The sequence below is a fragment of the Nocardioides bigeumensis genome (assembly GCF_039531755.1).
Taxonomy (GTDB): domain Bacteria; phylum Actinomycetota; class Actinomycetes; order Propionibacteriales; family Nocardioidaceae; genus Nocardioides; species Nocardioides bigeumensis.
Genome location: NZ_BAAAQQ010000012.1, coordinates 161246 through 177280, shown reverse-complemented (window position 1 = coordinate 177280; position 16035 = coordinate 161246). Strand labels below are relative to the sequence as shown.

15 protein-coding genes are annotated in these 16035 nt (G+C 71.8%); 6 read left to right on the top strand and 9 right to left on the bottom strand.

The genetic code is table 11. From position 1 onward, the window contains the following. Nucleotides 1–86 precede the first annotated feature (86 nt). Both ABD295_RS13330 and ABD295_RS13325 read left to right on the top strand, forming a co-directional pair. Nucleotides 87–1028 carry a DMT family transporter gene (locus tag ABD295_RS13330; RefSeq protein ID WP_344304239.1) on the top strand — a complete coding sequence of 314 codons (942 nt, stop codon included), beginning with the start codon at nucleotides 87–89 and terminating at the stop codon, nucleotides 1026–1028. Continuing rightward, nucleotides 1025–1378 (top strand): DUF1304 domain-containing protein, encoded by a 354-nt coding sequence (locus ABD295_RS13325; protein WP_344304238.1) that lies wholly within the window; start codon nucleotides 1025–1027, stop codon nucleotides 1376–1378. The genes ABD295_RS13330 and ABD295_RS13325 overlap by 4 nt, the downstream gene beginning before the upstream one ends. Nucleotides 1379–1391: 13 nt before the next feature. Here ABD295_RS13325 and ABD295_RS13320 read toward each other — a convergent pair whose 3' ends face one another. The 5 genes from ABD295_RS13320 to ABD295_RS13300 all read right to left on the bottom strand — a co-directional run bounded on the left by ABD295_RS13320 (nucleotide 1392) and on the right by ABD295_RS13300 (nucleotide 7035). Next, nucleotides 1392–2018, bottom strand: a complete 627-nt coding sequence (locus tag ABD295_RS13320) for a GNAT family N-acetyltransferase (RefSeq protein WP_344304237.1) — start codon at nucleotides 2016–2018, stop codon at nucleotides 1392–1394. 69 nt (nucleotides 2019–2087) lie between these two features. Further along, nucleotides 2088–2600 (bottom strand): type III secretion system chaperone family protein, encoded by a 513-nt coding sequence (locus ABD295_RS13315; RefSeq protein WP_344304236.1) that lies wholly within the window; start codon nucleotides 2598–2600, stop codon nucleotides 2088–2090. After that, the gene (mshA, locus tag ABD295_RS13310; protein ID WP_344304235.1) at nucleotides 2597–3859 is read right to left on the bottom strand and encodes a D-inositol-3-phosphate glycosyltransferase; all 1263 of its coding nucleotides are present in this window, start codon (nucleotides 3857–3859) and stop codon (nucleotides 2597–2599) included. Before mshA ends, ABD295_RS13315 begins: the two co-directional genes overlap by 4 nt. Nucleotides 3860–3960: 101 nt before the next feature. Then, on the bottom strand, nucleotides 3961–6501 hold the full coding sequence (locus ABD295_RS13305; RefSeq protein WP_344304234.1) for an AMP-binding protein: 2541 nt from the start codon (nucleotides 6499–6501) through the stop codon (nucleotides 3961–3963). Between the two features lie 87 nt (nucleotides 6502–6588). Beyond that, nucleotides 6589–7035 (bottom strand): hypothetical protein, encoded by a 447-nt coding sequence (locus ABD295_RS13300; protein WP_344304233.1) that lies wholly within the window; start codon nucleotides 7033–7035, stop codon nucleotides 6589–6591. 11 nt (nucleotides 7036–7046) lie between these two features. Here ABD295_RS13300 and ABD295_RS13295 point away from each other — a divergent pair, with 11 nt between their 5' ends. After that, on the top strand, nucleotides 7047–7745 hold the full coding sequence (locus ABD295_RS13295) for an aspartate/glutamate racemase family protein (RefSeq protein ID WP_344304232.1): 699 nt from the start codon (nucleotides 7047–7049) through the stop codon (nucleotides 7743–7745). Here ABD295_RS13295 and ABD295_RS13290 read toward each other — a convergent pair whose 3' ends face one another. Genes ABD295_RS13290 through ABD295_RS13280 form a run of 3 tightly spaced genes read right to left on the bottom strand, consistent with a single transcriptional unit; the run spans nucleotide 7746 to nucleotide 10875 of the window. Continuing rightward, nucleotides 7746–9077, bottom strand: coding sequence for a M4 family metallopeptidase (locus ABD295_RS13290; protein ID WP_344304231.1), 1332 nt, complete (start codon nucleotides 9075–9077; stop codon nucleotides 7746–7748). It lies immediately after the preceding gene. A gap of 30 nt (nucleotides 9078–9107) precedes the next feature. Continuing rightward, complete coding sequence (locus tag ABD295_RS13285) at nucleotides 9108–10184, bottom strand: PqqD family protein (RefSeq protein WP_344304230.1); 1077 nt, start codon at nucleotides 10182–10184, stop codon at nucleotides 9108–9110. Then, nucleotides 10168–10875 carry a nitroreductase family protein gene (locus ABD295_RS13280; protein WP_344304229.1) on the bottom strand — a complete coding sequence of 236 codons (708 nt, stop codon included), beginning with the start codon at nucleotides 10873–10875 and terminating at the stop codon, nucleotides 10168–10170. Before ABD295_RS13280 ends, ABD295_RS13285 begins: the two co-directional genes overlap by 17 nt. A 315-nt stretch (nucleotides 10876–11190) precedes the next feature. Here ABD295_RS13280 and typA point away from each other — a divergent pair, with 315 nt between their 5' ends. After that, a complete protein-coding gene (gene typA / locus ABD295_RS13275; RefSeq protein WP_344304228.1) occupies nucleotides 11191–13089 on the top strand; it encodes a translational GTPase TypA in 1899 nt (632 codons plus the stop codon). Between the two features lies 1 nt (nucleotide 13090). Here typA and ABD295_RS13270 read toward each other — a convergent pair whose 3' ends face one another. Continuing rightward, nucleotides 13091–13720 (bottom strand): hypothetical protein, encoded by a 630-nt coding sequence (locus tag ABD295_RS13270; RefSeq protein WP_344304227.1) that lies wholly within the window; start codon nucleotides 13718–13720, stop codon nucleotides 13091–13093. 122 nt (nucleotides 13721–13842) lie between these two features. Between ABD295_RS13270 and ABD295_RS13265 the strand changes: the two genes are divergently transcribed. Both ABD295_RS13265 and ABD295_RS13260 read left to right on the top strand, forming a co-directional pair. Further along, entirely contained in the window at nucleotides 13843–15015 is a 1173-nt protein-coding gene (locus tag ABD295_RS13265) for an acyl-CoA dehydrogenase family protein (RefSeq protein WP_344304226.1), read from the top strand. Then, nucleotides 15012–16022 (top strand): MauE/DoxX family redox-associated membrane protein, encoded by a 1011-nt coding sequence (locus tag ABD295_RS13260; protein ID WP_344304225.1) that lies wholly within the window; start codon nucleotides 15012–15014, stop codon nucleotides 16020–16022. Before ABD295_RS13265 ends, ABD295_RS13260 begins: the two co-directional genes overlap by 4 nt. Nucleotides 16023–16035 lie beyond the last annotated feature (13 nt).

The window sequence follows — 16035 nt, the reverse complement described above, 5'->3', positions numbered from 1 at the left end:
CTCGGTCCACCCGGCTGGCGGGAACTCCCGCAACGCTGTCCGATAACCGCGTGTCGGGTGTCGGGGCCCGTCCCTAGGCTGCCCGGGTGACGACGACGCAGCAGACCGACGAGACCCGAGCCGACGCTGGTTCCGGTCCGCCCGCTTGGCTCCCGGTGGCCGCGGTGAGCGTGACGCTGGTGCTGTGGGCGTCGGCCTTCGTCGCGATCCGGCACCTCGGCCACGACTTCTCCCCCGGCGCGCTGACGCTGGGCCGCACCGCGGTGGCGTCGATCGTGCTCGGGGCGGTTGCGCTGACCCGCGGCTGGGTGCGCCCGAGCCGCGGTGAGTGGGTGCGCATCGTGGTCATCGGCTTCCTGTGGTTCTGCGTCTACAACGTCGCCCTCAACGCGGGCGAGACGCGGGTCGACGCCGGCACGGCCGCGATGCTGCTGCAGGTCGCGCCGATCCTCATCGCGCTGCTGGCCGCGGCGTTCCTGGGCGAGCGGTTCACCCCGTTCCTGGCGGCGGGTCTCGCGCTGGCCTTCGGCGGCGTCGCGCTCATTGGCACAGCGTCGTCCCCCGGAGGCGATCGCGACCTGGTCGGCGTCGGTCTCTGCCTCGTCTCCGCGCTGGTCTACTCCATCAGCCTGGTGCTGCAGAAGCCCGTCGTCGGCAGGTTGCCGGCGCTCCAGGTCACCTGGCTCGCCTGCAGCGTCGGTGCGCTCTGCTCGCTGCCGTTCACCGGCCAGCTCGTGTCCGACACCGCCGACGCGCCGGTCTCCTCGATCCTCTGGACGATCTACCTCGGGGTCTTCCCCACGGCGATCGCCTTCACCACCTATGCCTACGCGCTGCGACACATGCCGGCGGGCAACCTCGGCATCACGACCTACCTCGTGCCGCCGATCACCATCGTCATGGGTCTGGTCTTCCTCGGGGAGACCCCGCCCACACTGGCCTACGCCGGGGGCGTGCTCGCGCTCCTCGGCGTCTCCCTGGCGCGTCACAAGCCCAGGAGAAGCGTGCCTGAGACACTGCCCGCATGACAGTGGTCGCGGTGGTGCTCGCGGCTCTCGTGGCCGCGCTGCACGCCTACTTCCTGGTCCTCGAGATGTTCCTGTGGACCACGCCGACCGGCCGCCGGGTGTTCGGCCTCGACGCCGACTTCGCGGAGAAGTCCAAGGCGCTGGCCGCCAACCAGGGGCTCTACAACGGTTTCCTGGTCGCGGGCCTGGTCTGGGGGCTGGTCGCCGACCGGACCGACGTGCAGGTGTTCTTCCTGGTCTGCGTCGTCGTCGCCGGGGTGTACGGCGCCGCGACGGTCAACCGGCGGATCCTCTTCGTCCAAGCCGTGCCCGCCGTGCTCGCCCTCGGCGCGGTGCTGCTCGCCCGCTGACGATCCCGACTGCTCAGGCGACCCCGAACCACGGACGGCACGGGTCGACCCCGCTGACCTCGACGCGGTGCCCGCCCGCTCGCCACTGGTCGGCGGTGAGACGGAGGTGCTGCAGCTCGGCCGGGCCGGACTCGGTGCGGATCAGGCTGCGGCCGTTGTCGGCGTACCCGAGGCGCCGCGAGACCCCGAGCGATGCGTGGTTGTCGAGCACGGCCGAGCTGACCGCGGCGATCGCCCCGAGGTGGTCGAAGGCGAGGCCGAGCACCGCCGTACGCATCGCGACCCCGAGTCCCCGGCCACGCTCCGAGGGCACCAGCCACGAGGCGGTGTCGACGGTCCGCAGCTGGCCGAAGTGGTCGCCTTCGAGGGTCTGGACGCCCACCGCGCCATCCGCCGTGTCGACGCGCAGGTCGAGGCACCACGAGTCCGGCGACCACTCGCCGCGCGAGCTCCAGAGTCCCTGGACGAAGCGGCGCTGACGGTCCCGCGCCGGGTCGAGCCCGGGGAACCGCTCGCGGTGCGGGTCCAGCTCGAGGTCGTCGGGCAGCACTGCCGCCAGCTCCTCGGCGTCGGCGTCGGTCACGGCCCGCAGCGAGACGGGTCCGCAGGCCAGGCGCAGGTCGAACAGCGGCCACTCCATCCGCGAAGTCTGCACCGGCGGTGACCTGGACAGGCCCTCGGGCGCGCGAGATCCCTATCCCTGTCTAGGTCACCGCTCGGGCGCGGGTGGTGCGTCACCCGACTCGAGCCAGCCGCGGAACGCCTCGAGGTTGCGTGTGGACTCACCACGCAGCTTGCGCCACTCCCACTCCTTGCGGATCGACCCTTCGAAGCCGAGCTCGAGGATGGCGTTGAACGAGTCGTCGCTGGTGGCCAGGACCACGCCGAGCAGCCGGTCGAGCTCGTCGTGGGTGACCACCGAGAGCGGCAGCCGACCGTCGAGGTAGATGTCGCCGAGCCGGTCGACGGCGAAGGAGACGCCGAAGAGCTTGAGGTTGCGCTCGAGGAGCCAGCGGTAGACCCGCTCGTGCTGCTCGTCGGGGTTGCGGCAGACGAAGGCGTGGATGCTCATCGAGTGCGGGCCGATGTCCAGCCGCACAGGCGTCTGCAGCTTCTTCTCCCCGGGCAACCCGAAGGTGAAGACGCCGGGCGCGACCTCGGTGTAGTCGAGCTCCTGGGACTCCAGGTAGGAGCGGACGACCTCGCTGGGACCCTCGCTCACGCCAGCACACCGTCCGTGTCCGCTCGCATCAGCCGCCGCGCCTCGCGGTAGACCTCCAGCGTGCGGTCGGTGGTGCGCTCCCACGAGAACTGCCGGGCCTGCTCGAGCGCGCCGGCTTCGAGACGGGACCGCAGGCCGTCGTCGCGAAGCACGCGCTCGAGCGCTGCCGACCACGCCGCCGGGTCGTGACCGTCGACGAGCAGCCCGCTGTGCTCGTCGCGCACGACCGTCGGGAGGCCGCCGACCGCCGCTGCCACCACGGGGGTCCCGGTCGCCTGCGCCTCGACGGCGACCAGGCCGAAGGACTCGTTGTACGACGGCACGGCGACCAGCGTGGCCGCGGCGTACCACCGCGCCAGCTCGGACTGCGCGACCGGCGGCACGAACCGCACCACGTCGGAGAGGCCCAGGTCGGCGGCGAGCTCGGCCAGCGACTCGGGGTGCTCGAGCCCCGAGCCCGACGGCCCGCCCACGATCGGGACGACGAGGTGCGACCGGAGGTCCGGCGACCGGCCGAGCAGCTCGGCGACGGCGCGTAGCAGCACGTCCGGCGCCTTGAGCGGCTGGATCCGGCCGGCGAAGAGCAGCACGTCGGCGTCCGCGGGCAGGTCGAGCGAGCTGCGGGCGTCGGCCTTGGACTGCGGTCGGAAGACGTCGAGGTCGACGCCCGGGTGCACGACCTCGACGCGGCCGGCCTCGGCGTCGTAGAGGTTGATCAGCTGCTTGGCCTCGGCGTCGGTGTTGGCGATCAGCATGTCGGCGGCCTGCACGACCTGCTCCTCGCCGATCACCCGGGCGGTCGGTTCGGGGCTGTCGCCCTCGGCGAGCGCGGCGTTCTTCACCTTCGCCATCGTGTGCATCGAGTGCACCAGCGGGACGCCCCAGCGGTCACGGGCCAGCGCCCCGACCTGCCCGGAGAGCCAGTAGTGCGAGTGCACGGCGTCGTAGTGGCCCGCGTCGAGACCGGCCTCGGCCCTCAGCACCTCACGGGCGAACGTGCACAGCTGGCCGGGCAGCTCGTCCTTGGACAAGCCCTCGAAGGGACCGGAGGTGATGTGCCGCACGGTCACGCCGTCATCGGTCTCCATGACGTGCGGCAGGGTCGACGACGTGGCCCGCGTGAAGATGTCGACGTCGATGCCGCGTCGCGCCAGGCGCCGTGACAGCTCGATGACGTAGACGTTCATCCCACCCGCGTCGCCCATGCCGGGCTGGTCCAGCGGCGAGGTGTGCAGGCTGATCATCGCGATACGCGGCACGGGCTGCCCTTCTTGGACGTACTGGTCGTCCGGATGCACGGGTTCCGACGGAGTGGACTTCCGGGATCGGTGGTCCAACCCCGCATAACCCCGCGAACCGCTCAAGGATTCCCGAACCAGGTACCCATCCGCTTGGACGTCCGCTCCACGAGCCACCAGGCGGCGACGCCGACGGCCAGCGAGAGCACGGTCGCGAGCCACGGGACCTGGTGCTCGAGGTGCGGGTAGACCTGCCAGTGGAGCAGGTAGATCCACAGCGACGCCGCCGCCACCAGGCCGAGGACGCGCACCACGGGAGTGGGCAGGCGCAGCGCCGGGACCCAGATGAGGGCGAGCAGTCCGGCAGCGACGTACGCGTCCCGCGCACCCTCGTCGAAGAAGCCCGGGACGGTCGCGAGCGCCATCACCGAGAGCAGGACCCGATGGGAGCGCCGCGACGCCCGGGCCGTCGCCCAGCCGAGCGCGAAGAGCCAGAAGACGACGTGGGCGCGGTGCAGGTTGTCCCCGGGCACCCCCACGATGCCGTAGCGGGTGACCAGGGCGGCTGTCGCCAGGGCGAACGGCAGCCAGAACGGGTGCCGGCGCTCGAGCCGGTCGAAGGCGGGGACGGCCGCCAGGGCGGCGACCAGCAGCACGAGGTAGACCGCTGCCTCGACGAACCAGTAGTACCAGCCCGGTTCGCTCCAGTTCCGCGTGGTGATGCCGTTGACCAGCATCGCCTGCCGCAGCCCGATGCCGTCGGTCCACAGGGACACGGTGGCGATGACCACGATCGACGGCACCGCGATCCGCATCGCGCTGCGCAGGAGGTGCCGCACCCGCTCGGTCCTGGCGGCGGCGGTCAGCTGGAAGCGGGCGAGGTTGAAGCCGGCCACGGCGAGCAGCAGGTGGGCGCCGCCCAGCAGGGTGAAGAGGTTGGCGTGACTGCCGACGATGCTGACGATCGCGAACGCGCGGAGCACCACGTTGGCCTCGACCAGGCGGCCCCAGCGCCGTTCGGGCACGTGATGGTCGGCCGCCAGGCTCGCGACCGTGGCCGTGGGCCACTCCACGGGCAGGTGACCGAGCAGCCGCTCGAGCCCGAGGGACACCTCGACGTACGACAGCGAGTCGCCCCCGAGGCTCACGAAGGTGTCGGCCGGGCCCGCCCGACGTCCGAGCGCGGCGCTGTAGAGGCCGGCGACGTCGTCGACGCTCACGCCGGCGTAGGCGGGCTCCACCGACTCCACCGCCGGCCCCGACATGACGACCAGGGCCCCGGCGTCGACCTTGCCGCTGGCCAGCCGAGGGAGCTCCGCGACGACCACCAACGCCAGTGCGGTCGGCGGCAGGCCGAGCACCCCGCCGGCGAGCGCCAGCACGCGTGCCCGGTCGACGCGACCGGCCTGGTCGACGACGCCGAGCACGAGCCGGTCGCCGCCGTCGGCGACGACGGCGACCAGCCCGCTGGCGGCCAGCAGCCGTTCGGCCCGGTCGAGGTCGATGCGCAGGCCGAGCACCTTCGCCACGCGGCCGCGCCGGCCGACCACCTCCCACAGGCCGTCCGGGCGCAGCCGGCCCAGGTCACCGGTGGCCAGCGCCTCGACGGTCCTGCCCAGCGCGAGGTCGTCCGGGTGCTCGGCGTACCCGAGCATCACGTTGGGGCCGGCGTAGACCAGCTCTCCGACGCCGGGCTCGACCGCCGCCTCGTCGTCGGGGAGAGGACGCACCGACAGCGAGCCGCCCGGCACCGGCAGCCCGATCGCCCCCGGTGCGCCGATCGTCCGGTCCGGCGGCAGCACCGCGATCCGCGCCGTCGCCTCGGTCTGCCCGTACATCACCACGAGGTCGAAGCCCTTGCGCTCACCCAGCTCTGCGAACCGCCTGACGCGATCGGGGGCCATCCGCCCGCCCGCTTGGGTGAGGTAGCGCAGCGAGGGCACGTCCCGGTCGGCGAACCCGCTCCGCTCGAGCAGCTCGAAGGTGTGCGGCACGCCGGGGATGGTGGTGACGCCGTGCTCGCGCACCTCGCGCCAGAGCCCGTCGTCGACCACCGAGTGCTCGGTGAGCAGCAGGGCGGCGCCCGCCATGAGGTGCGCGTGCAGCACCGACAGGCCGTAGCAGTAGTGCAACGGGAGCGTGAGCGCGGCCACGTCGGTGGGGCGGATCCCGAGCGCCTCGACGATGGCGGCGGCGTTGGCGACCAGGCTCTCGGCGGAGAGCCGCACCAGCTTGGGCGAGCCGGTCGAGCCCGACGTCGAGAGCAGCAGGGCCAGGTCGGGGTGCAGCTCGTGGGCGGGTTCGGAGCGGACGTCGCGGCGCCCGCTCGCACCGACGACGACGTCGGGGTCGTACGCCGCGGCGAGGCCGTCGAGCGTGGCCTCACCCGCCACCAGGACCACCTGGTCGGCAGCGAGGGCGCCGAGGTAGGCCACGACGCCTGGTAGGTCCGCGCGGCCCCCCAGCAGGACGAGCCGGCGCGCGCCGGCGTACGTCGCCGCCTCCTGCTCGACCCGCTCCGCCAGCTGTGCGTAGGTCAGCCGCACCCCGTCGGGCCCGACCAGCGCGAGGGCGGTCCCGAACCCGCGCAGGTGCTCGACCAGCCGCACCCCCCGCGACAGGACGCGCGGGCGCTCGGTGGGTGCACCATGCAGGAGGGTCACGGCAGCACTCTAGTTTAGGGAAGCCTTACCTATGAAGCCGGAAGGCTGGATCTGGTGGAGCCCGGGGGCGAGGGGCGGACGGGACGCTCAGCCCGCGTGAGACCCGTGGTAGCGCTCACGCCCGGACGAGCGCAGCGGGCGGACGAGGAACACCACCCCGAGGACGACGGCGACCACCCCCGACGCGAGGTCGACGAGGTCGGGGTCGGCCGGCCGGACCGCGGAGTAGACGGACAGCACCATGGCCGGAAAGGCCGCCCCGACCACGATCCGCAGCCATCCTGCGCCGGACTTCACCAGGCCTGCTCCCGCCCCGGCGAGAGCGACAGCCACCAGCGCAAGACCCACCCAGTAGAGCGCTTCGAGGGTCCCGTCGAGCAGCCGTGCGACGGCCAGGACCACCCCTCCGGCAAGGGCGGCGAGGCACGCGAGGAGACGCAGCGCGATCAGTCCTTTCAGGGCCGGAAGGTCCGAGTGCGACCCCCCATCGCAGAGGTCAGTCTGCCACGAGGACGCGACCGCGCTCCCGTGCAAGACTGCCCTCCGTGCAGACCATCGGCCTGATCGGCGGCATGAGCTGGGAGAGCAGCGCGGTCTACTACCGCGACCTCAACGTGGGCGTGCAGCAGCGCCTCGGCGGCCTGTCCTCCCCCAAGCTCGTGCTCAGCACGGTCGACTTCGCGGAGGTGACGGCGCTCGAGGACGACGAGCGCTGGGACCGGGTCGGCCAGCTCCTCGCCGACGCCGCCCAGGGCGTCGAGCGCGCCGGCGCCGACTTCCTCCTGCTCTGCACGACGACCTTCCACAAGGTGTCCGACCAGGTCGAGGCGGCCGTCGACCTCCCCCTGCTCCACCTGGGCGACGTCGTGGCCGAGGCGGCCCTGGCCCAGGGCGTCACGAAGGTCGGCATGATCGGCACGAAGGTGGCCATGTCGGAGGACTTCTTCGTCGACAGGCTCGCCGCGCACGGCCTCGACGTCGTGGTGCCCGACGTCGAGCACCACGACTGGCTCAACAGCGCGATCTACGAGGAGCTCGTGCACGGTCACGTGCTCCCGCGCACCCGCAGCCGGGTCGTCTCGATCATCGAAGAGCTGTGGGACGCCGGCGCGGGCGGCGTGCTGCTCGGCTGCACCGAGCTCGAGCTGCTGGTCAAGCAGGCCGACGTCGAGCTGCCGGTGTTCCCGTGCACGACCCTCCACGTCTCGGCGGCCCTGGACCGGGCGCTTGCCTCCGACGGGTGATCAGCGACCCAGCACGAGCGCAGCGAGACGGGCGAGCTCGGGACTGAGCTGCTGCTCGGGCACTGTCACGGGCGGCCGGCCGGGCAGCTCGAAGGTGTAGACGTAGGAGTCCGGCAGCGGCGAAGCGTCTCCGGTCCCACTCAGGTCGACCCGGCCCATCAGGTCGAGCGCCTCGATCGCGACCGGGTCGTCCCGCGTCAGGTCACAGCGCGCTTCCTCGGTGCGGCCGAGGAAGCCACCCGAGCGGCGCACCACGAGCGCCGCTGGGTCCGCCTCGACGGAGGACGCCGGCGCGTGCACCACGGCCCGGCCGGGCTCGACCCCCACCGCGGCCCAGGCGCTCCGGACCGCGTCGGCGTGCGCACCCGCGGCGGCCATCGTCGCCGCGGCGAAACCGCCGAAGCCGGTGCTGGCGCGCACGGCTCCTTCTGTCAGCGCCTGCCACCAGACCCGGCCGGCCCCCTCCCACGAGGTGCCGCCGATCGCCGTGGCCGCAAGGTGGAACGCCCGATTGGGGATACCGGAGTTGAGGTGCACGCCCCCGTTGTCGTCCTGCGTCACGACGTAGTCGTCGAGGTGGCCGACCTGGGGGTCGCGCCCGAGCTCGGGGTCGTCGTACGCCGTCCCCGGTGCGGCCATGTCACGCAGTGCGCGGGCCCGGACCCCGGGTCGGAACAGCTCGGCCCCGATGAGCCAGTCGCCCTGGCTCGCCGTCTGGCCGAGGAGCCTCTGCTTGAGACAGACGGCGAAGACGTCGGAGACCGACTCATTGAGGGCGCCGGGCTGGTCGCGGTAGACCAGGCCCGCGGTGAACTCCGTGACCGCATGGGCGAACTCGTGTGCGAGCACGTCGACGGACTTGGTGAACCGCTCGAAGACCCGGCCGTCCCCGTCGCCGAAGACGAGCTGGTCGCCGTTCCAGAACGCGTTGACGTAGCTGCGCCCGTAGTGGACCGTCGCCCGGACCGTGCCCCCGCCGCCGTCGTAGGACGCCCGGCCGAGGTCGGCGGCCAGCGCGAGCGAGGCCTCGAGGCCCGCCGCCGCCTCGTCGACCGCGACGTCGCCGGACGTGGGCTCTTCCGACGAGCGCACGCGGTGTCCAGGCAGGGTCTCCCGGTTGTCTGCCGAGAACACCACCCATGCTTCAGCCGCCGCCCCTGCCTGCGTGGGACCCGGCGTTCTCGGCAGCCGTCCCGCCCGGGCGTCGCGCAACCGGTGGTCGAGCTCCAGGGTGCGGGCGCACCCGGGATCCGACGCAGCCAGGTGCCGCAGCAGGTAGGGCGGGACGAACCCGCAGGTGGCTGCGCGTGCGGAGGTGTCCCGAGAGGCCATGGTGCCGAGCCTACGACTGACGGCCGACGGTCACTCGACCTTGATGAGCCCGCACGAGGCCAGGTCGTCGAGGGCGGCCGAGACCAGCTTGCGTGCGTCTGGGTGATGCCCGACCCGGCCGGCCACAGCCGCCACGAGGTCGTCGAAGGCGACGCCACCGAGCGCCGCCCGCCAGACCTCCGCACCGACGCCGGCCAGGTGGACCTGGCCGTGCTCCGAGAAATCGGCGAGGCCGCCGTCCACCGCCAGCGCGTCGCGCACCGGGGAGGCGAACACGCGCAGCGAGGACGGTGCCAGACATGGCGCCGGTGCGAAGTCATGGGCGAGAAGTCCCTCCAACACAGGAGCTGCCTCCTCAATCTCTGCATAGCGCAACCTGCGCAGGCCGCCCACGGCGAACAGCGTTGACTCCAGCCTGCGCAGCGGAGTGGGCAATCGCCACAGCGAGCTCGACTGTCCGACGAGCAGCGTGATCGCCTCGGCCGTCGACATCGGGAGCAGCTCGGACCTGGAGCAGGACGGATCGCGCTCAAGGGCGACGAGCCGGGTCAGCCGGAGCTGACCGGCGAAGCGGCCGAGCCCCAGGTCGTCTGGTCCGCGCAACCGCTTGGGCCCACCCCATGGGTCCACCAGCGCGAGCGGCTTGGGCCACGGGCGCACCCGGAGATCCGCGCCGATCGCCAAGGTCTCGTCGGTGACGTAGCCGAACCCGTTGGTGGACAAGTGGATCGCGGCGGTGGTCTTGCCCGTGCCGCTGGGTGCGACCAACCCGAGCACGGAGCCGTCGGCGGCCGCCAGTCCGGCGGCGTGCAGCAGCACGTGATCGGTGGCCGCGTGGGCGATGCCGGCCAGGTTGACCCGCTCGGTGAGCCGCTGCTCCATCTCCGGGCTCAACGGCAGGTCCGTCTGCGGCAGCGTCACCTCATCGACATGGACCGCCCCCGTCTCAGGACGGCAGCGTGCCCACCGTTCGTCGAGCGTCGCTCCGGCAGCTGCGCCCAGCACCACCCGGACGCGTGCCCCCAGCACGCCCAGCTCGACGGTCGTGCGGGTCGCAGACGGGAGGACGGGGCCCGGGAGCGCCTCGACGTCAGTCGCCGGAGCCACTGAGCACGGCACTGGCGGCCATCGACTTCGACCCGCCGCCGCTGCAGGAGTCGAAGTTCACGTTGGCTGGCCCGGAACCGTCGTTGCGACGAATCCAGCCGGATCGGCTGATCTGCACCACGTCGGTCCAGGGGCCCGAAGCCGACGGGCCGGTCTGCAGCGTGAAGTAGAGAGTCACGTCGGACTTGTCGGACTTCGACCTGGCCTTGGAAGTGCGGTAGGTCAGGTTGAAGCGCTGGCAGCCGCCGGTGCTGCCGAAGCCCTTGAGGAAAACCGGGTTGCGCCAGCCGGCCGCGGGGCTGTTCTGGTCGATGTGCACGCCGTCGACCTCGATCTGGAACTCGCTGAGGCTGTCGGTCTCGCGCCAGCGGTACCACGCGTCCGCGTTCTGGCAGTTGCAGATCTCGAGGTAGGGCGGAAGCGAGCTGGTGGCGTAGTTCTGGTAGATCGTCCCCGGGTTCAGCCACTGCGACTGCGCATCGCAGATCGCCCGCACGTTCATCGTGATGTTCGGCGCGAGCTGGATGGAGCCCTCGACCGTGCAGGTGCTGACGCCGGCGTGTGCCGCAGGCGCGGTCATGGCCACGGCCGGCACCGACCAGGCAGCACCGAGGGCGACCGTGCGGCGGCGTACGTGCGGCAGAGTGGGAGTGGCGCCTTCTGGGCGCGCGACAGTGTCGTTCGTGTGCATGAGACCCCCCGGTCTTCGGCCACCGCGTGACGGCGGGACCTGGCGTTTAGTAGAAAGCGACAACCCGCATCCCCCCGCGAATGTCGCTTTCCCGACGCTAACGTCACTTAAGTCGCGCGACGATCGTCCCTGGGCTACTTCACCCGCCGACGACAGTCACAGCGACAATTTTTACCTTGCAGCCGGCCGCGAGGAACGAGCAAGCGACACCAGCGTCGCCGAATCGGCGTCCCGACACCACGGCTCCTAGACTTCTCGAGGCCCGGAAGGGTCCTCCACCTCCCCGACAGGGGATCCCCGACTGGAAGCAGCCGCATGTCCTCCGAAGGCCCCAAGACCCGCTCCGACCTGCGCAACGTCGCCATCGTCGCGCACGTCGACCACGGCAAGACCACGCTGGTCGACGCCATGCTGCGTCAGGCAGGGGCGTTCACCGCTCACCAGGCCGAAAGCGTCGCGGACCGGGTCATGGACTCGGGCGACCTGGAGCGTGAGAAGGGCATCACGATCCTGGCGAAGAACACCGCGGTCCACTACGCCGGTCCCGCCGGCGGCGGTCTCCCGATGACGATCAACATCATCGACACCCCCGGCCACGCCGACTTCGGCGGCGAGGTCGAGCGCGGCCTCTCCATGGTCGACGGGATCGTGCTGCTGGTGGACGCGTCGGAGGGGCCGCTGCCGCAGACCCGCTTCGTGCTCCGCAAGGCCCTCAACGCCGACATGCCCGTGGTCCTCGTGGTCAACAAGGTCGACCGGAGTGACGCCCGCATCGCCGAGGTCGTCGACGAGACCTACGAGCTGTTCCTCGACCTGCTCGACGAGCACCACGCCCAGGACGCTCTCGACTTCCCCGTCGTCTACGCCTCGGCGCGCGCCGGGCGCGCGTCGCTCGAGGTGCCCGACAACGGCGGGATGCCCGACTCACCCGACCTCGAGCCGCTCTTCAAGACGATCCTCGAGACGATCCCCGCTCCGACGTACGTCGAGGGCGCTCCCCTGCAGGCACACGTCACCAACCTCGACGCCTCGCCCTTCCTCGGTCGCCTGGCCCTGCTCCGCGTCCACCAGGGCCACCTGCGCAAGGGCCAGCAGGTCGCGTGGATGAAGCGCGACGGCACCGTCCGCAACGTCAAGGTCACCGAGCTGCTCGTCACCGAGGGTCTCGAGCGCAAGCCCGGCGAGGAAGCCGGCCCCGGCGACATCTGCGCGGTCGCCGGCATCCCCGACATCACCATCGGCGAGACCCTCGCCGACCCCGAGAACCCTGTCGCCCTGCCGCTCATCCACGTGGACGAGCCGGCGATCTCGATGACCATCGGGACCAACACCTCGCCGCTCGTGGGCCGGGTGAAGGGCGCGAAGGTCACCGCCCGCCTGGTGAAGGACCGCCTGGACTCCGAGCTGGTCGGCAACGTGTCGCTGCGCATCCTCCCCACCGAGCGTCCCGACGCGTGGGAGGTGCAGGGCCGCGGCGAGCTGGCTCTGGCCATCCTGGTCGAGCAGATGCGCCGCGAGGGCTTCGAGCTGACCGTGGGAAAGCCGCAGGTGGTCACCAAGGAGATCGACGGCAAGGTGCACGAGCCGGTCGAGCGGCTGACCATCGACGCGCCCGAGGAGTACCTCGGGACGATCACCGAGCTCCTCGCCTCCCGCAGGGGCAGGATGGAGCAGATGACCAACCACGGCACGGGCTGGGTCCGGATGGAGTTCCTGGTGCCGGCGCGCGGCCTGATCGGCTTCCGCACCGAGTTCCTGACCGACACCCGTGGCACCGGCATCGCCCACCACATCTCCGAGGGCTACGAGCCCTGGGCCGGCGAGATCCGCTCGCGCAGCAATGGCTCCCTGGTGGCCGACCGCGCGGGTGCGGCCACGGCGTACGCCATGACGAACCTGCAGGAGCGCGGCACCATGTTCGTCGAGCCCGCGACCGAGGTCTACGAGGGGATGATCATCGGCGAGAACTCACGCGCCGACGACATGGACGTCAACATCACCAAGGAGAAGCAGCAGACCAACATCCGGTCCGCCACCTCCGACAACTTCGAGAAGCTGGTGCCGCCGCGCAGGCTGTCCCTCGAGCAGTGCCTGGAGTTCTGCCGCGACGACGAGTGCGTCGAGGTGACTCCGGACTCAGTGCGGATCCGCAAGGTCGTGCTCGACCAGAACGCGCGCGCCAAGACCGCGTCGCGCGCCCGCAAGTCCGGCTGACCTACCTGCTCAGCGCGACGGGTCGCTGCGAGACCTCGTTGGCCGCGACCGCGATGCCGCAGAGGCCTGCGGCCAGCAGCACGGACGGCACGTTCTGCACGGACTCCGGCGCGAACGGCACCACCACGGCGGAGAGCACGTGCAGCACCATCACCACGGACACCCAGCGAGGGACGGCCGGCTCCCACGCCGCCGCGATGGCCAGCAGCAGCTCACCGAGGTAGAACGAGCCGAGCAGGATCCCCAGGAAGACCGCGATGCCGACATCGCCGGTCACGTCGTCCACGGGACCCGCCAGGGCGTCGGTCAGGACGAGGGCCCGGTAGAAGACCAGCAGCATCGCGTAGCCGCACAACGCGATCGTGCCGATGGCGAAGACCCCCACCGCCAGGAGCCCGAAGCGCGGCGAGCGCCGACGCATGAGCAGGTACGCCGCCGGCAGACCGAGCGTCAGCGAGAAGGACGCGAACAGGTACATCACGCAGGCCAGCAACCACCGGCCGCCGCTCTCCTCGACCACTTGCAGCGTCTCCGCAGCCTCGCCGGTGGGCGTCAGGAGTGCGCCGAGGAGCAGCGCGAGGGCGCCGGTCGCCAAGAGGCCGGCGGAGTAGGGCACCCAGCGCACCTCCATGGGCACATGCTAGAGGTCTGGATCGCCGTTCGTGGGTCATCGGGGAAGCCTCACCCGTCGCCAACTGCGGGCCGCGCGCCCGTATCATCCGAGGGGCCAACCGTCGTCTGCGAAAGATCTCCGTGCCTGCCACCCGTGTCCTGCCCAGCGACGAAGCCGTCGACCTCCTCCGACTCGTCCGGCAGGTGGCCACGCAGGAGCTGCTGCCCCTGGCCGCCGAGGCGGAGGCCGAGGGCGTCTTCCCCCGCGAGGTCTTCCGCCTGCTCGGTCGCACCGGCCTGCTCGGGCTGCCCTACGACGAGGAGCTGGGCGGCGGCGGCCAGCCCTACGTCGTCTACCTCCAGGTTCTGGAGGAGATCGCCTCGGTCTGGGCCAGCGTCGGCGTGGGCACCAGCGTCCACGTGCTGTCGTGCTTCGGGCTCGCGACCGCGGGCACCGACGAGCAGCGTCGTCGCTGGCTGCCCGACATGCTGGCCGGCGACCTGCTCGGCGCCTACTGCCTCTCCGAGGCGCACGCCGGCTCCGACCCGGCAGCGATGCGCACGACCGCGCGGCGCGAGGGCGACGACTACGTCATCAACGGCGCCAAGGCGTGGACCACGCACGGCGGTGCCGCCGACTTCTACAAGGTGATGGCCCGCACCAGCGACGACCGCAGCGGGATCTCGTGCTTCCTGGTGCCGGCCGACAGCGAGGGCCTGGTGGCCGATCCGCCCGAGCGGAAGATGGGCCTCACCGGATCGGTCACGGCCACCATGCGGTTCGACGGCGTGAGAGTGCCTGTGGAACGCCGCCTCGGTGCTGAGGGCGACGGGCTGCGCATCGCGCTGGCCGGGCTCGACAGCGGCCGGCTCGGCATCGCCGCCGTGGCCACCGGCCTGGCGCAGGCGGCTCTCGACCAGGCGATCGCCTACGCGCGCGAGCGCGAGACGTTCGGCAAGGCGATCATCGACCACCAGGGGCTGGCCTTCCTGCTCGCCGACATGGAGGCCGCGGTGGCGTCGGCCCGGGCAACGTTGCTCCACGCCGCACGGCTCCGGGACCAGGGCCTGCCGTTCTCGCGAGAGGCGGCGGTCGCCAAGCTGGTCGCGACCGACAACGCGATGCGGGTCACCACGGACGCCGTCCAGGTCCTCGGTGGCTACGGCTACACCCGCGACTTCCCAGTGGAACGGTTCATGCGGGAGGCAAAGGTCATGCAGATCTTCGAGGGCACCAACCAGATCCAACGGCTCGTCATCTCCCGGTCGCTCGCGAAGGGCGACGGGGGCGGTCTCGTGCGGGAGGCACCGTGAGCGGATCGCTCGTCCTGGTCGACCTCGTCCTCGCCGCCGTGCTGCTCCTCAGCGGCGCAGCGAAGCTGGGCGACCGCCGGACCACCGAGGACATGTTCGTCTCCCTGCGCGTGCCGCTGGTCCCCCGAGCCGTCGGTGCCAGGCTGCTTCCGTGGGGGGAGCTCCTCCTCGGCTTGCTGCTCCTGGTCGCCCCGCCGGTGCTGCTGGTGGTGACGGCCGCGCTGGTGCTGGCGCTGTTCCTCGCGTATCTCGCGCTGATCGCTCGCGCGACCCGCTTCGACCCTCCCGTCACCTGCGCGTGCTTCGGCAAGCTGGGCGGCCACCGGGTCGGCGCGACGACCGTCGTACGCAACGCACTCCTGGTGGCCCTGGCCGGCGTCGCGCTGGCGGGGGCGCTCGACGGCCACTGGCTGCCAGGTGGGGTGACCGATCTCGACCGGGGTGGCGTCGCCTGGTTGTTCACCGCGCTCGCGACGGCCGCACTCGCCTGGCTCATCGGTAGGAGCGACACGCCCCCCGGGGCTGCTGACGAGGAGCTCGACTACCTCCGGCTCGAGATCCCTTACGGCGTGCTCCGCGACGCCGCCGGTGTGACACAGAGCCTGCGGGAGCTCGCGGCGACGCGCGCTCGGATCCTCTTCTTCCTCAGCCCTGGGTGCGGCGCGTGCGAGCGGACGGCGCAGCGTCTCGACGAGTGGTCCGCGGCGTTCGCCGGCAGGGTCGCGGTGCACGCCGTCTACACCGCCCCGCTCGAGGCCCTCCCCGACCCGCCGCACGATCCAGCGCTCTCGTTCCACGAGCCCGAGCAGAACGTCACGCGCACCTTCGGGATGCTCACCACGCCCTCGGCGGTCGTGCTCGGCACGGACGGACTGCTCGCAGGCGGTCCGGTGATCGGCGAGAGCGCCGTCGCCGACATGGTCGGCGAGCTGCTCGAGGAGCTGGCCGGCACCGCCTCGGAGCCGTCCCCGGAATCGGCCCAGGAGTCGTCGGCGCCAGTCTCCTGACGACTCCGCGGAG